We start from the raw sequence: 16865 nt of genomic DNA on the forward strand, positions 1-16865 counted from the left end.
TTTTCTCGGCTAGCTTCAGAGTTTCAGCTTTAAATTCAGGCGTGTGTTTGATTCTGTTTTTTTGATTTGTCATGTTTCACCTCGTTAGTGATTTTACTCACTTAACTCAGTGTCCAAAACTACTGGTGCGGATCAGCATTAAATAATTCGGGTATACGGTTTCAATATACATCCACCGATTAAAGATACGATGTTTATCCTCTTCACGAATTTTATCCATTCCCTCAGCCACTTTAACCAACATTTCGCCATTACCTTGTGCGACGGCAGGCCTTACGACACCAGAATAGAGATGAAACACACTGATAAACTGATCACTCTGGTCAGTGCTCTGCAAATAATAATTTGCCACTTGTAAGTCGGCAACAAAAGCATCAATACGTCCGGCGAAGGCTGCTGCAATTAAATCTTGGTTATTGGAGAAACTGAGCGTTGCTAGTTTAGGAAAATTTTTCTGTGCGTAGTCTTGCTCGAAGCCACCTTCGACGACCCCTAAGATAAAGTTATGAGAACCAGAAATAAGATCAGTGACATCGATACCAAGTAGTTTTCTATTTAAAAACAATTGCGTATCAATGGTTAGAATTGGTTGGCTAAAATCTAAATAACGGTCACGTTCTTTAGAAAGCAGTAAACCGGCATGAAAGTCTGCTCGTCCATCTTCAACGGCTTTTAGTGAATCAGCCCAATCGAGTAACAGAAACTCCACTGGTTGGCCTGTTACTCGTGAATACTCACGCCAATAATCAATCAAGATACCTGAAGGTTCACCACTCGCATCAAGAAATGAAAACGGCTTCCATGCTTTCGAGTTAGCAATGACCAGTGTCTGCGTTTGCTTTGTCTGTTCGGCATAACTTACCGACGCAATGACGAGTAGAACCCACGATAACCAACGAGACACAACAAACCTCAGCACAGCAGAGAAAATGAATTGCTATCAAAGAGCAATACTTAGGAGAATGATTCCTACTTGTATATAGTCTAAATCTACTATTCGATCGCTATGCTATTGATTTTATACGAGTGACATCACAAATACCCATTCAAAAAACACATAGAAAAAAGCCCTCATGTTGAGGGCTCAAAATCGATCATATCCAATTAGATTTGCGCAGAGTTGATATAGTCGCTGAGCTCTTGATTAGATACAGTCGTCACTAGGTCATCATTCAAATAGAAGTCCACGCTGTCTGCGCCTTTAACGCCACGCAGTACCTTATGTTGTCCATCGATATAAGTGATGTCCATCTGCATTGTATTTTCGTCTAGTTGCGACATTGTCGCACTCTCAATATTCTTGGTGCTCGTTAGCGGAACACCCGTCAAGGCAGGATCTAGCTGGCCATTTACTTTAATGTAGTTTTTGGTTGGAGTATCCACAACTGCCGGAGACTTGCCCGAAATTGGGTTGGTGCCAGTCCAAAACTCAATCGCATTAAAGATAAATAGGTCAACCGTACCGGTTAAGCCGTATACCGGTGACAAAAGCAAAAACATCCCTTCACGACCGTATCGGTTATCGACGATTTCTAGGTTGAACTTAGAGACTAAGCCTGTGGTTGCCATTTGGCCCATGCAGCCAGTTAGTGACGAAACACCTAACGCCGTCACTACCGCCATTGTTACTGCTTTTGCTTTCATTGTTACTACCAAAATAATAAATTCGGCGCGCATGCTACTCCCGGCGCTTGGTCTTGAAAAGAGGCTAACACTGCAATTGACAGAAAACTAACTTCATTTCAAATCGTATCTTGGTGTCATTCAATTTGATGTGGGCCAAAGTAAGTCACATCCGCAACATTCCCTCTCTCTATATATATAGATTTGACCAATAAAATTCGGCTTTGGCTTGAGGTCACTTAAGCAAACAAAATTGCAACATGGATAAACCAACCATTAACATACGCAAATTATTTTCATATTCTCCGAAAAAGAGATTCCAATCACACTTCAATTGGTTATAATTCGCGCCCATTGCGCTTTATGTTGATAAACGCAAACTAATTTTTAATAAATCGAGTGTTAACAATCCTCAGAAATGGGGACAAATGAGAAGAATATGAGCAAGATTGATAAAGCTTCACGTATCCTTTTAGCAGGATTCTGTATCAACCTTTGTCTTGGCATCCTGTATGCTTGGAGTGTGTTTAATAAAGCGTTAGTAACTGAATCTGGTTGGAGTGCTGCAGAAGCATCTGCACCATACGCAACAGCAACTATCACTTTCTCTATCTGTCTTCTTGTTGCAGGCATCCTTCAAGACCGCATGGGTCCACGCATGATCCTGATCCTAGGTACAGTTCTTACTGGCCTTGGCATGATCGCGTCTGGCTTTGTTAATACACCAATGATGCTAAACATCACCTTTGGTGTGATTACAGGTGCGGGTATCGGTTTTGGTTACGCGTGTCTTTCTCCTTCAGCGATGAAATGGTTCCACCCATCGAAGAAAGGTATGGTTAACGGTCTAATCGCAGCGGGCTTTGGTCTTGCAGCTATTTACCTTGCACCAGTAACTTCTGCACTGATCGATAGCATGGGCATTCAAACCAGCTTTAAGATCCTAGGTGTTGGTATCCTATTTATTGCCGTACCTCTAGCAGCAACCATCAACAACCCAGCAGCCGATTACACGCCAGCTGAGCCTAAATTAAAAGAAGGCCAAGCACCTAAAGCGGTTAAGAAGTCTGAAGATCTAACTTGGAAAGCAATGCTAAAAACTCCACAGTTTTACTCACTGTGGATCATGTACGCACTAGCTGCTTCAGTTGGTCTTATGATCATCGGTAACATCACTACTATCGCAAGCGTACAAGCTAACCTGCCAAATGCAGTTTACCTAGCTTCGCTTCTAGCAATCTTTAACTCAGGCGGCCGTGTTTGTGCGGGCATGCTTGCAGATAAAATTGGTGGTGTTCGTACTCTTCTTCTAGCGTTCGTTCTACAAGGTATCAACATGGTACTGTTTGCAACGTTCCAATCAGAAGTAACATTGATCATCGGTACTGCGGTTGCAGCAGTAGGTTACGGTACTCTACTAGCAGTATTCCCTACTCTAACAGCTGAGTTCTACGGTCTGAAAAACTACGGTACTAACTACGGTGTGCTTTACACATCATGGGGTATTGGTGGTGCAATCGGTGCAGCCGTTGTTGGTTTCTCTATGACTAATGGCGACGGTTACGGCCTAGCGTACACAATCTCTGCAGTAATGATGGCAGTGTGTATCGTACTAGCGCTTGTTACTAAGCCTCTTTCAGACGCAAAAGTTGCTGAGCTGAAAAACGCATAATTGCGAATTGATTTGAAACAAAAGGCTTAACCTAACGGTTAGGCCTTTTTTGTTTTGCGCCGTCTATAATTGATCTCATCAGATAGATGGATCAAATAATCTTGATACTTGTCGTACCAATCTATCTTGAGTTCAATGCTTATAAATAGAAAGGATTGCGTATGAGATCAGCATGGCTACTCACCGGCACCGCACTTATTTGCTCTATGCCCGCCGCCACTCAAGAGACTAAACCCAAACTCGTTCTGCAAATCACCGTCGATGGCTTACGGGCTGACTTGCTTAGCCGTTACCAACATAATTTTGGTCAAGGTGGCTTCCGCTACTTGATGGATGACGGTATCTATTACACCAATGCCAATTATCAACACGGTAATACAGAAACCATCGTGGGGCATGTTTCTTTAGCGACTGGCGCACCACCCTCGGTGCATGGCATGGTGGGTAATGTTTGGTATGACCGAGCCAAAGAACGTCTGGTCTACAACGTTGAAGATGATCAATATTCAACGCTCACTCAAGGGGCTGGTGTTGATAAAGCTACCGAAATTGACCCAACCCAAAAAACCGCACAAGGTGATGGCCGTTCACCCGACCCAATTCTTTCAACCACTTTTTCAGATGAACTCGCCCTATCAAGCAATGGCAAAGCCAAAATATTTTCTGTGTCAGTCAAAGATCGAGGCGCAATTTCACTGGGAGGCCATGCTGGTAAAGCGTTTTGGTTCTCCAAGGCGACATCTGATTTCGTCACAAGCAATTACTACTATCAACAATATCCAGATTGGGTCGAGCAGTGGAATGCGCAAGACCATCCCAAACGTTACTCAGGTACCCAATGGCAGCTTAGCCTTGAACGCGATAAATACACACTCGATGATTCTGATGCCGACTTCAAAGTTGACTTAGGTGGATTTGCACGTAGCTTTCCCCACCCATACGGCCCGGCTGACTTCAAATATTATTCAACCATGCTAACGCTCAGCCCCGCTGGCGATGAGTTAACCGCTGATTTTGCAATGGAACTACTGCAACAAGAGCAACTTGGGCAAGGCGCGTTTACTGATTATCTCGCGGTGAGCTTTTCTTCCAATGACTATGTCGTACATATGTTCGGTAGCAATAGTTTGGAAAATGAAGATAACCTGATTCGCCTTGATCGCACTCTCGCTCGCCTCTTCAAACAGGTCGACGAGTATGTTGGATTGGACAATACCTTAATTGTACTCTCTGCCGATCATGGCGTGCCGGAGTCATCACCCAATGCCGCGCGGTTTGGTCTTCGTCAGGCGCGTTACTTTAGCTTAGAAGACTTGTGGAACAATAACGTATCGCAACGTCTCAAACGCGAATTTGGCCTCGATAAAAGTGCGATCAGGCTCTACGCTCAGCCTTATGTCTACTTAAATCATCAAGTGATTGAGCAAGGTGGCCATGATTTAGATGCTGTGCAAACTGCCATTGCCGAAGAAGCAAGAAAGATTGAAGGTATTGCTTTTGCCATGACCAGTTCAGACATTAAACACAATCGTGAAGCTGAAACCCGCGTAATGCAATTGGTCAAAAATAACTATCACCCTTTGCGCTCAGGCGATGTTTACCTTGTCTTTAGCCCACGAACTTATATTAACGATATGGACGGGCTGACTATCGCTTCTACCCACGGTTCACCTTGGCGGTATGATACTCACGTGCCCGTGATTTTTGCCGGCTTTAACTTAAAATCGCAAAAACAACCAAGGCCAATTACGCCTTATGATATCGCACCCTCACTTTCTAGTCTTTTAGGTATCACTCTACCAAGTGGAGCAACAGGCGAGGTGCTGCGAGAAGTAGTGGCAGATTAAGTAAGGGCTGCGTCACGATGACGCAGAACGGATTATCAGACAAAAAGTCGTACATTTTACGCCTTCTACTTCAAGGTAAAAAAGTGGCGCTCACGACTTAAATGGCTTAGCGTCCCTCAATTAATCCCTTCTCGTGGGTTTGATTGAGGGACTATCATTTGCGAGTAATAAGATTTCGTCACCAACACTTTTCCTAGCTAGGCGCACAATATCAGCAGACAAAGAGTCACGGTGAGTCATTCGACTTGGTATCATCGATTCGTTTTAAAAGAGAACTCAAAATGAAAAAAATAATTGCTCTATCTGCACTACTTTTCGCTTCTAGCTCTGCTTTTGCCGCTTTCAACGGTCCTGAAGTGGCGTCTATCAATTCAGTTAGCGATGCACTAAAAGCCAATGATGATAGCTTTGTTATACTCACGGGTAACATTACGAAATCTTTGGGTAATGAACTCTACTTGTTCAGCGATAAAAGCGGCCAAATTGAGATTGAAATTGATGACGACAACTGGATGGGTGTCGACGTTACGCCAACCGATACAGTCATCATCCGTGGTGAAGTAGACAGCGAATGGACCACACCTCAGATTGATGTTGATACCATTAAACTTCAATAAAATGTCTCCCGCCCAAATCATCCCTTGTGATGATTTGGGTTGTTCCCCTTATTCTTGGTTTTATTTGGCTGATTAAGGTTGATGGCGGAATCATCTAACGCCGGAAGCGCTTTGGGTAAACTAAGTAGAGGTTGACGCCTTAACCTCACCGCACGCCAGATACGCTTAAAAAGCGCTTTCTCTTGCTTTCCGTGCTGGAATGCCTCCATCGTCGACGACCAATCTTCAGATGAATCTAATTTATTCAATTCCAATTGCGAGCGTTCTATTCGTAATTGTCTATAGATCATTGCACGTGCCTTACCCCACTCTCTTCTCTTTAATAATCTTGCAAAATCCAACCACAAAGGGGCTGGGTGATTCTGGTAATAACGTCTCAGCATGTAGATAACGACGATGAGTAGCAGTATTAAACTGACTATGAGCAAGATCGACGAGGCGTAAGCCTTAGTGAAAGAGACGAATGTATGTTTGGCGTGAAAAGTCTTACTCGCAAGCGTAACCGTTTCTACCTGATTTTTTTCACTGTTCCACCATTGAAATGTATATTCAGGTAAGGTGATTGCACCGCCTTGCTGAATAACATAAACGCTTTGCTCTGTGCGGCTCGAACGATAGTCACCCCGAGCATGACTATCATCCAACCGATTAGGTTGAGGATAACTTTGGTAGTCATCACTCAATTCATTCACCAACAGATCAGGAATCAACACCGATAAGGTATCAGAAGCATTAATGGTAATCGTACGCGTAATGGCGTCACCGACATGCAATGTATCACCAACGCCATCCACGCCAGTCAACGCCCACTCTTGCTGTACATCGACACTGGTTGCGGAAAACCAAGGAGTATCATCACTCAATAATCCTGACGGCAAGCGAGCTTCAAAGGTAATTGAGGGAGTATAGATTGTTCCAGACGCAGAGCCTCCACCTGCCAGCGAGACTTTTACGGCAACAGCAAGAGGCGAGATAGTAAACAATCCGGATTGCTGAGGATACAGGGTAGTTTCCCAACGTTGATGAGACCAAGTTTCTCCCTGTTCTCGCTGGGTATAATTGGTGGCAAGTTGATTGCGCTGCTTCGCGATAACGCCCGGAACTTCCACCGGGGCTATTCTTGTCCCTGCCGCAAACCAACGAGGTGTGGAGACATCAATGTAGAGAATAATTTGCTGGTTAACGGCAAAGCGTTCCATTGTTCGCTCTGTTTGTTGGTTGCCTGGCTTGTCATTTGGCAACGTGTCGCCAACCCATGCTTTGACCTTAACCAAAGAAGGGTCAACACTCGCCTGAACCCCTTGTATGTGCGCAGATACAGTAACCAATAGCGCCAAAGCCAGTAACCGCATTGAGTTGAAAGGATTAATATTCATCATGGTTTTGCCCCTTGCGCTTTTACTGCACTATCTGCTTTTACTGCACGATCCGAAGACACAGAACTCTGTTGCGGCAATGCGGGCTCTCGAAGTTGAATTTGGAACTTCGCTCTGAGGAAGTATTTCGGGTCTGCTTCAACACGTTTTAACCACTTATCCGCCACCTCTTGATCCGCCAAAATGTCATCGGCACTGAACTGCTGTTTTTGCATCAGTTGTTGAGCCGTTTCCTCATCGACACCATCGCCGGTGCGAGGCTTGTCTTGATCGAGTTCGAGTGATTCTTCCGGACCATCGGTTGATCCCGCTTGGCTTTCACTGGTTCGATTCACGTCTTCTACGATGCCCGCTATCACATTGAGGTTATGCTGCACATCATCTTTCAGCGTTGCGGTAAGTGTCGGTTTTTCTAACAAGGCAATTAACAGATCTCGTGCTGCTACGTATTCTCTCTGACGAGCCAACGCACTAGCTGCGTTGTAGAGCCCATAATCACTTTCCATTTGAATAAACGCGCTATGTGCTAGCTTGTATTCACCAGCGTAGTAATAAGCCGTACCTTTACGCAGTGGATCACGAAACTGTTTTGCTGCTTCAAGATACTGGTGCTGATTAAATAGCCTTTGCCCTTGTTGATCTGAGGTCAACCACAGATCCCACCACCACTGCCCTGCTTTTTGCCACGTAGAGCGTGTTTCTACCTGTTGATTTGTCTCAGCCTTGAGAGAAATAGCTTCAGCCTTGACTTTGATCGGCACCAACATCGTCGCTGAAATACTCGCAATAACACACCATTGCACTAACCAGCCTTTACGAAACCACAGCAGCATAATCAGAGCAATCGGGATCAACAAGCCATAGCCCATATCTTGCCATGGCATTGATGATTCACCATTAATTTGCATATTTCGCTCTATGTAGCGATTGAGCATTTCCACATCACGATTATCGACTGCCACCTCGATCAAATGTCCATTCGTCGCACTGGTGAGCGCTTCAAGTGACTCTAAATCAATAGGGTCATTGCTCACAATGTTGGGATTGCCAGCCGCAAGAACCAACAACTGATAAGGTCTTTGGCTGAAAAATTCTTTATAAGCCCTGATGGTTTGCTGATTCACCGAATCTGAAACCAGTAAAACCGTTGAGCCCGCTTGTTGTTGAAGTTGCTGATCGATCAAAGGCAAAGCCTTCTCGGCTAATTTGCCCTCTATTGGCATGATCTCCGGCGTAATTGCAGCTAAAAACGGCGAAAACACCTCGTTATCTTGGGTAATTGGCATGGCTACATGAGCCGATCCGGCAAAAACAACCAAGCCGGTGCGCCCTCCATTACGAGCGGCAAGTAAATCACTGATCTTTTGCTTCGCACGTTCAAGCCGACTTGGTGGTAAGTCTTTTTGCAACATGGAATCTGTATTATCCAGCACCACCAGCATTGAGGCCTTATCTTCGCCGAATGGCGATGCTTGTCTTTGCCAAGTTGGGCCTGCACAAATGACAATCGCGAAAGTCATAATCACAATGAGCATTTTAAGTGGCAGTTGTTTCTTCCAGCCCGTTTCCCCAATGGTTAAAGCATTACGTAAATGGGATGGCAAAACATCCTGCCACGAGGGTTTATTTTCAACGCGCCAACGCAACCAAAGGAGCACTAACATTGGAACGAGGGCGAGTAGCCATTGTGGCCGCAAGAAATGAAACTGAACTAAAAACTGTTGCAAGGCTTGCCAATCAAACATGTTTGTCCCCCTGTTGACGCTCTGTCTCGTCTTGCGGCTTCGGGACTGACTGGCTTGGATGTGAGTAGCTTTTATGTGAGTAGCTTGGATATGAGTAAAGAAGACGAGATAAGCGCAGGCGGCGCAATGTAGCCAATGTAAAAGCCAGTAAATACAGGCAAACGACCATCGCGATTAGATAATGATGTAAACTTTGCTTGGGGCGATAGCTGCTACTCTCATAGAATTGCGGTTCAAGTTCGCCGATTTTTTGATAGGCCGACGCTAACTCAACACGATTCAATGCCTGAAAAGCTTCGCCGCCCGACTCTTTTGCAATCCGTTGAATCGTCTCCATATCCAACGCAACTTCACCCACGGTTTGCGGATCGCCCATAGCAATCATATGGATGCGAACCCCTTTGGCTTTGGCGACTTTAGCGGCATCAATCGGCTCGACAAAACTGCCGGTGTCGTTGCCGTCTGTGAGGACGATAGCCACTTTCTGTGCCTGTTTGTCGCTTGGGCTTACACTGTTGTTTTTCGTTTGATTATTTTTACTTAGATGACTCCGACTATCAGCGCTTTGTTCGAACACTTTGACAACCAGACCGATAGCATCGCCCAAATGGGTGCTTTTTCCCGCCATTGCAACATCAGTCTGGTTAAGGAGCGCCAACCATACTGTTTGATCTGCAGTAAAAGGCGCTTGTAGAAAAGCAGCATCACCAAACAAAATCAACCCCAGTCGATCTCCTTGACGTGTGGCAGCGAAATCTGCCAACACCTCTTTGGCCGCCTGCAAACGGGTAATTTTTTGACCATTGTCTGCCGAAAAATCTTGCTCTGCCATTGAACCAGAAAGATCGACCACTACCATAACATCTCGGCCCAATTGCTCTCTTAATACCGGTTCACCCAATATTGATGGTTTCGTTAACGCACATACCACTAATAGCCATGAGATAAGTAACGTCATCCTCTGCCACCAACTCGGTGTCAGTTGGGTCGCGCCTGCCGAAGGGGTTTCCCCAATCGCATCCACCAATTGCTGAAAAAATGGCACCTTGATCGCCTGTTGCTTAGTGCGGTATGCCGGTACCAAGTAATAGATCAATAATGGCAGCGGCAAAATCACCAACCACCATGGATAATCCAATTCTAAACTGGCCGAGGTAACATCAATCATCTTTACCTCTCGGTATTTTGCGGCGCTGTGTTGTTGACGATTTCTTCGTTAACTGCCCTTGATTATGATGTCGCTTCAGCCATTCTGAAGCATCATTGAGTAATGTCGCGCGTTCTTTTTCTGTCAGTTGAGTTTTTGGGTCGACAAGACTGTGTAACCACTTTTTTCCCAGCTTAGAAGCGAAGCGAGCATCGATTGGGCTGAGATCATCGAGCGATTTCAGTAACGGCAAACCAAATTGTTGTCGATAGTGGCGACTTAAATGATTGAGTACGATTTTTAATATGGCGTAAATTTGATGCCCTGCTTGTGGATTGGCAATGCTAACCCTCTCAAGCGCTATGAGAGCCTCCTTGCGATAGCGATTTCGCCACCACCATCGCGCGGTTCGCCACAAGAAATAAAGGCCAGCAATCACCCCTGTGGCAAACAAGATTTTCCAGCCTAGTGTTTGAGGGAGCCAGCTAACACTCTCAGGTACCGTAACGTCATGCAAGTTACGCAGAATATAGGTACTTGGTGGTGTATGAGGATCACTCATTTAACGACCTCCCACTAACTTTTGCCACTGGTGTATGTGATCACCATCGGTGCTCAATTCAATGTGAGGCAGGCGTTTAATCGCCATAAGCTGAGATAGTTTTTGGCGTTGAATCGTACTTTGACGTTGTAGCCCTTCACTCGCCATCGTGACTTTAGCATCGCTATCTAAATTGAGTTGGTATTGGCCATCCCCCACAACCCAATTCGCCTTGGCAATATGTTCGGGCAGGGCTTGTTCTAAAGGGTCACTGACCATTACCGCTAACAGATCGTTGTGTTGTTGCAATTGTTTTAACTGCTCAAGATGTTGCTCTTCACAATCATGCCAATCACTAATTAAAATCAGCGTTGTTTGTTTCAGCTTCATCCGTTTAAGCAGCTCAACCCATTTGGCAAAACTCACCTCATCACTATCCACTGACCCAACGTTCAGCACTTGGTTCGCTTTGGCCACGCATTTAAGTTGCGCTAATAAATCATTTTGTGAGCGCCCCGCTTTACTGTGAAAAACCTTGGTATGCGAGGCGATGACAAACCCCACACGGTCGCCATCTTTTAATACTCGCCAGCCACACATTGCGCCAATCTCAGCCGCCACAACGGACTTCATCACTTGTAGCGAGGAAAAGAACATTGAACTGCGCTGATCAATACACAAAATGACGTTGCGATCTTTCTCTTCGGTATAGCTACGCACATGAGGCTTACCGGTACGCATGGTCACTTTCCAATCCAGATTACGAATATCATCGCCCAACTGATAATGGCGCAGCTCCTCGAAATTTAATCCTCTACCACGAAATAACGAACTATGGCGACCTGAAAGCACGCTGCCCGCTCTCAAATGAGGCAATAAACTAAATGACTGTGCTTGAGCTTGTAATCGAACCAAACGGGCATAATCGCAATACAGTCGCGGGTCGAACGCTTGCGTTGCTGGTGGATGGGTTGGCTTGGCCATAATATTGTTAGCCTATTTCGACGTGATCAAGCAGTTCATTAACGACTTGTATATGGTCGACCCCATCAGCTAACGCATCATAGGTCAGTGAAAAGCGATGCCCAATCACCATTGGCGTCATCGCTCTGACATCATCTAAAGTGACATAGTCACGCCCTTGTAGCCATGCATAAGCACGGGCGCATTTATCCAGAGAAATAGACGCTCTAGGGCTCGCGCCAACATCAATCCACTTAGCCAGATTTGTGTCTTGGTAACGAGCAGGTTGCCGTGTCGCCATCACCAATGCCACAATATAATTTTCCACTAAGTCAGAAACCGCAACATCAGGCAATTGGCGACGCGCTTCGATCACCAACTCAGGTTCAATATGCTCGGGCGTCACCAATTCAGCACTAGTTTCATTGCCCAACTCTTCGCTTCTTACCAATCGAATAATGTCTCGCTCTGCGCCTGCATCGGGATAATCAACCGTCACTTTCATAATGAAGCGGTCCATTTGAGCCTCGGGTAAGGGATAAGTGCCCTCTTGCTCGACCGGATTTTGCGTGGCTAACACCATGAACAGCTCGGGCAAAATGTGGGTCTTATCGCCCACCGTTATGGTGCCCTCCGCCATTGCCTCAAGTAACGCCGCTTGTACTTTTGCGGGAGCTCGGTTGACCTCATCGGCCAACACAATGCTATTGAAAATAGGCCCCGGTTGAAAACGCAGCTGTGGTTTACCCTCAAACTCTTGATATACCTCAGTACCCGTCACATCCGATGGCAAAAGGTCCGGTGTGAATTGAATTCTGCCAAAGCTAGTATTCAACAAATTTGCCAGCGACTTAACGGAACGGGTTTTGGCTGTACCGGGTAAACCTTCCAGCAATATATGACCATTGGTTAGAAGAGCAATCACCAAGCTCTGAACAACATGCTTTTGACCGATAACACTTTTCTCTGTTTGTTCCATCAACCGATTCATGGCTTGTTGAGCTTGATTCATAACGTATCCTTTTCTTGTTATCGCCTTATTGTCTCGTCACTCATTTGCTCATAGAGCTAGCAAAAAACGGCTTAAACAGGCATTAAAGGTTTGGTTGCGGCCTTAATTCATCATATCGTCTAACTGTTGAATGACGTTAGGTGGCGCGATATCACTTAACTGTGCGCGACATTGCCTGTACGCCGTCATCACTTTATTCCGTAGTTCATCTGCCGTTTGATTACTATTACGCGCCAACACTTCACATTGCGCGTAGAGATGTTGTGGGTTACCGCTGGCAATAAAGGCTTGGTTTAGCCCGCGAGCTGCTTCTAGAACATCCAATCGTTCCATCGCCAATCCGTATACATACCAATATTGAGCATTATTCATTGCCCGCTCAGCCGCTTGCTTTAAGTATTGGCTTGCTTGCTCTGATTTTCCTAAGCGTAGCAATGTTAGCCCCGCACTGTAGGGTAACGCGCTCGATTTTGGTTGAGCAGTAATGCCTTTAAATAACGTCTCTAGTGCACGTTGTTCTTGCCCCTGCACTCGATAAAGATCGGCCAAATTGGCATAACTGTTTTCATAATAAGGTTCGATGGCGATTGCGCCTTGATACCACTCGATCGCTTGATCAAATTCACCTAGATCGCGATATACATTGGCTAAGTTGGTTCGACCAAAACCGCGGTCGCTGTTAAAACGTTGAATCTGCATATAAGCTTCTAACGGCTGCGCCATTTTGCTTTTTTGCTCTTGGCTCATCTCACTCCAACCAACAACTAAAGCGCCAGCGGCTTCTGCTTGGACGGACAAAACCGGATCACCCAACAGAGGCGATAAAATTTGCCAACGATCATTAAAGGGATAACCCGACGAGCCCTCAATGGCACCTAAGCGGATCAGGTCACTGTCATGTTTAACGGCACGAGCTAAGGCCACCAGCGTGTTTTTACCTTGATTTCCGGCCATTCTCTGCAGCGCTGATCCACGGATAATGTCACTCAGTGTCGCGTCTTGAGAGAAATACGCTAATGCATCTGCCGCTCCCTCATGCCCTATCGAGTCAGCATAGAAAGCCACCGCCACATTTTGGGGACTTTGATAGTTTGAATCAGGAAACCATTGCTGTAATTGCTGAGCCGCCCATTGATCAGTTTGAGTCTCATGACAATCTGTGCAGACATTGGGGGTTTTTATATGTTGGCTTAAATCAGGTCGAGGTACATTCCAGCTATGGTCGCGACGAGGGTCTACTTCCATATAGGTGGTTTCTGGCATATGGCACGTGGTACATTGCGATGCTTCGGTATTAGCTTGATGAAAGGTGTGTTTTTCAGCGCTATATTCTGAGGCCAAATGACATTGTGCACACACTTGCTGTTCAGGAATTTTCAATTTTGCGGTATGAGGGTCATGGCAGTTGGTACAAGTCACACCACTTTTTGCCATCTTCGATTGAAGAAACGAACCATAGACATAATCTTCATCGAAAATTTGTCCATCTGGATAATAGAGCTCTGGCGTAATCAAGCTAAGGCGGTACTTATCGAGAAAAGCCCCTTTGAGATGATCTTGATTTTCATTGAGCTGTGTACGGCGGCTATGGCACTGAGCACACATTTGTAATTGGTCGGTTGGTTGAATTGCTTGCGGCTGTAAGGTGCTATGACCCTCCTTGAACACCCATTCTTTCACCGCAGCCGATAACTCACGATCAAATCCATAGTGAACACCGATTGGGTTTTCGCTTTTGGCTTGTGCGATATGCAAGCTTGCTGGGCCATGGCATGCTTCGCAACTCACGTTAATTTCAGACCATGTGGTCGCATAGCGATCTGTTGGCGCATCGTAGTTTTTAGTTAGATTGGTGGAGTGACAATCTGCACACATAAAATTCCAATTTTGCCCGCTATTTGTCCAATAAAATTCATCGCTTGGCTTAGTGTCTGGATAAAGGTGAAACCAGCGCTGGCCACCCAGTTTTAACTCACGCGCATCCCAAGCGAAGGGGATAAGTTGAATCCGTCCGTCGTCAAACTCGACCATGTATTGCTGTAATGGGTCAATGCCAAACGTATAGGCGATTTGATAGTTCTTTAGTTCTCCATCAGGTCCTTCAATCGTGACCCAAAACTCATCACCTTGCCGATAGAAACGATTTTCTTTGCCCGCATGTGTCACTTTATGATCAGAAAAATCCGCTAACACGGAAGCATCCGTTGCGTGCTGCATAGCCTTGTCATGGTGCGAGCCTTGCCATGCTTTGACTTCTTCTTTATGGCAATCAACACATTGTTCCACGCCTACATACCCAGCCTCTTCTGAGCGGGCTACGCCAACAAAAAGGCTTATTGATAGCGATAGTATGAGTACAGATTGAGCTAATATCCTTATTAGCCGTTCGCTTTTCTGCATACCTTTCCTTGTTATTTTTTACGCCAAGCCGTTTTTATTCCATGCCCTCTAAAACAGGCTTCTCGAACACATACATTTCGCATACGTGATGATTGAATACATGGTTATACGGCATGGCTAAATCACCGTTGTTTAATCAAAGATAGGCTGTTTTTTCCCGTTTTTACAAATAATTAGGGCTCCGAAGAGCCCTAACTTGTATCTCATTACTTATTTGGATTTTCTTGCAGTTTTTCCATGACTTGATCCAAGCTGAAACTCGCGGCTTCCTGCCTTGGTGGGAATTCCTCAAATGTTTCTAGGAATTTTCCAACGTAAGCTTGAGCAGGAACGAGCATATAAGCACGATCAAGCATCCAATCGTAATAGGTATTTGAAGTTACATCGGCCACTTCATATGGGTCCATACGTAGGTTGAAGATTTTTGGTACACGCAGAGGCATAAATGGTTCAGCCCAAATGCGCAAAGTACCTTTTGCGCGCTGCTCCAAAAATACAATTTTCCAGTTATGGTAACGGAGTGAACTAAGGTCACCATCATCTGTGAAGTAGAACACCTCTTCACGCGGACCTTGATCGACTTCGCCGGTAAGGTAAGGCAAGAAGTTGTATCCATCTAAGTGTACTTTGAACTCTTTATCACCCGCGCTGTAACCTTTAAGCAGCTTCTCTTTGATTTGATCATCTCCCGCGGCTGCAACCAGCGTTGGCATCCAATCCATATGGTGCATGATTTCATTTGACACTGAACCCGGTTCGATTTTACCTGGCCAACGAACCATCGCAGGTACACGGTACGCCCCTTCCCAATTGGTATTTTTCTCACCTCGGAAAGGTGTCAAACCCGCATCTGGCCATGAGTTCATATGAGGGCCGTTATCGGTTGAATAGAAAACAATGGTGTTGTCTTTAATGCCGAGATCATCCACCTTTTTCAACAGTGCACCGACATGATTATCGTGCTCAACCATACCATCGGCATAAAAGCTGATGCCTGTTTTGCCTTGGTTTTCCTCTTTGACATGCGTACGGAAGTGCATGCGCGTTGCATTCCACCACACAAAGAACGGTTTATCCGCTTTCACTGCGCGATCCATAAAATCAAGTGCCGCATCGAGGGTTTCTTCATCCACCGTTTCCATGCGTTTACGTGTTAAAGGACCGGTGTCTTCAATCTTGCCATCGGCATAAGACTTAATCACACCACGCGGGCCAAACTTCTTACGAAACTCAGGATCTTTTGGATAGTCTACATTCTCCGGTTCTTCCTCGGCATTCAAGTGATAAAGGTTGCCAAAAAATTCGTCGAAACCGTGGTTAGTCGGAAGATGTTCGTCTTTGTCGCCAAGGTGATTTTTACCAAACTGCCCGGTCATATAGCCTAATGGCTTGAGCATTTCGGCAATCGTCGCGTCTTCTGCTTGTAAGCCAAGATCGGCTCCAGGCAATCCTACTTTACTTAAACCAGTTCTTAGTACAGTTTGACCGGTAATAAATGTCGAACGTCCAGCGGTACAAGATTGCTCACCGTAATAATCGGTAAACATCATGCCCTCTTTCGCTATTGAGTCGATGTTTGGGGTTTTATAGCCAACAAGTCCAAAGGTATAGGCACTGATATTTGTTTGGCCAATATCGTCCCCCCAGATCACAAGTATGTTTGGTTTTTCTGCCGCGATACTGCTACTTGTCGCACCCATTAAGGCTACGGCAAGAATCGCTAATCGGCGTTTGACGCCATATTTCGCTGTCATAGAAACCTCTGTTGTAGTGAAAAATGTGCTTCCTGCTCAGAAACGTATAGCCCAGAAATTTAATTAATGCGAATTAGATCGCATAACACGTCACGGCTATTCATAACTCGGACATTACTACGTACAGCAGCGCAAGAATCATCAATGAGAGCTGAAAAAATTCATGAC

General features: G+C 45.4%; 13 protein-coding genes. 3 read left to right on the forward strand and 10 right to left on the reverse strand.

What is annotated here, in order from left to right; genetic code table 11:
- Positions 1-106: 106 nt before the first annotated feature.
- Both RH85_RS07100 and RH85_RS07105 read right to left on the reverse strand, forming a co-directional pair.
- Positions 107-904 carry a transporter substrate-binding domain-containing protein gene (locus RH85_RS07100; protein ID WP_006711530.1) on the reverse strand — a complete coding sequence of 266 codons (798 nt, stop codon included), beginning with the start codon at positions 902-904 and terminating at the stop codon, positions 107-109.
- A gap of 200 nt (positions 905-1104) precedes the next feature.
- Positions 1105-1644 (reverse strand): DUF3332 domain-containing protein, encoded by a 540-nt coding sequence (locus tag RH85_RS07105; RefSeq protein ID WP_039948813.1) that lies wholly within the window; start codon positions 1642-1644, stop codon positions 1105-1107.
- Positions 1645-2062: 418 nt separating this feature from the next.
- Between RH85_RS07105 and RH85_RS07110 the strand changes: the two genes are divergently transcribed.
- The 3 genes from RH85_RS07110 to RH85_RS07120 all read left to right on the forward strand — a co-directional run bounded on the left by RH85_RS07110 (position 2063) and on the right by RH85_RS07120 (position 5759).
- Entirely contained in the window at positions 2063-3295 is a 1233-nt protein-coding gene (locus RH85_RS07110; protein WP_006711532.1) for an L-lactate MFS transporter, read from the forward strand.
- Positions 3296-3456: 161 nt separating this feature from the next.
- Positions 3457-5142: an alkaline phosphatase family protein gene (locus tag RH85_RS07115; protein WP_006711533.1), complete on the forward strand. Its 1686-nt coding sequence runs from the start codon at positions 3457-3459 to the stop codon at positions 5140-5142.
- 281 nt (positions 5143-5423) lie between these two features.
- Entirely contained in the window at positions 5424-5759 is a 336-nt protein-coding gene (locus tag RH85_RS07120; protein WP_006711534.1) for a YgiW/YdeI family stress tolerance OB fold protein, read from the forward strand.
- A 17-nt stretch (positions 5760-5776) separates the two neighbouring features.
- Here the strand turns inward: RH85_RS07120 and RH85_RS07125 are convergent, their stop codons facing one another.
- From RH85_RS07125 to RH85_RS07160, 8 genes are all read right to left on the reverse strand, one after another.
- On the reverse strand, positions 5777-7138 hold the full coding sequence (locus RH85_RS07125; RefSeq protein ID WP_006711535.1) for a BatD family protein: 1362 nt from the start codon (positions 7136-7138) through the stop codon (positions 5777-5779).
- Positions 7135-8880: a VWA domain-containing protein gene (locus RH85_RS07130; protein WP_006711536.1), complete on the reverse strand. Its 1746-nt coding sequence runs from the start codon at positions 8878-8880 to the stop codon at positions 7135-7137. The genes RH85_RS07125 and RH85_RS07130 overlap by 4 nt, the downstream gene beginning before the upstream one ends.
- Entirely contained in the window at positions 8873-10048 is a 1176-nt protein-coding gene (locus tag RH85_RS07135) for a vWA domain-containing protein (protein ID WP_006711537.1), read from the reverse strand. The genes RH85_RS07130 and RH85_RS07135 overlap by 8 nt, the downstream gene beginning before the upstream one ends.
- Positions 10041-10589 carry a DUF4381 domain-containing protein gene (locus RH85_RS07140; protein WP_006711538.1) on the reverse strand — a complete coding sequence of 183 codons (549 nt, stop codon included), beginning with the start codon at positions 10587-10589 and terminating at the stop codon, positions 10041-10043. The genes RH85_RS07135 and RH85_RS07140 overlap by 8 nt, the downstream gene beginning before the upstream one ends.
- Positions 10590-11552, reverse strand: coding sequence for a DUF58 domain-containing protein (locus RH85_RS07145; RefSeq protein ID WP_006711539.1), 963 nt, complete (start codon positions 11550-11552; stop codon positions 10590-10592).
- A gap of 7 nt (positions 11553-11559) precedes the next feature.
- Positions 11560-12543 (reverse strand): AAA family ATPase, encoded by a 984-nt coding sequence (locus tag RH85_RS07150; protein ID WP_006711540.1) that lies wholly within the window; start codon positions 12541-12543, stop codon positions 11560-11562.
- A gap of 102 nt (positions 12544-12645) precedes the next feature.
- Positions 12646-14943 carry a multiheme c-type cytochrome gene (locus tag RH85_RS07155; protein ID WP_050799181.1) on the reverse strand — a complete coding sequence of 766 codons (2298 nt, stop codon included), beginning with the start codon at positions 14941-14943 and terminating at the stop codon, positions 12646-12648.
- Between the two features lie 206 nt (positions 14944-15149).
- Positions 15150-16697, reverse strand: coding sequence for an arylsulfatase (locus RH85_RS07160; protein ID WP_006711542.1), 1548 nt, complete (start codon positions 16695-16697; stop codon positions 15150-15152).
- Positions 16698-16865: the final 168 nt, after the last annotated feature.

Source organism: Vibrio ichthyoenteri ATCC 700023 (genome assembly GCF_000222605.1).
Classification (GTDB): Bacteria; Pseudomonadota; Gammaproteobacteria; order Enterobacterales; family Vibrionaceae; genus Vibrio; species Vibrio ichthyoenteri.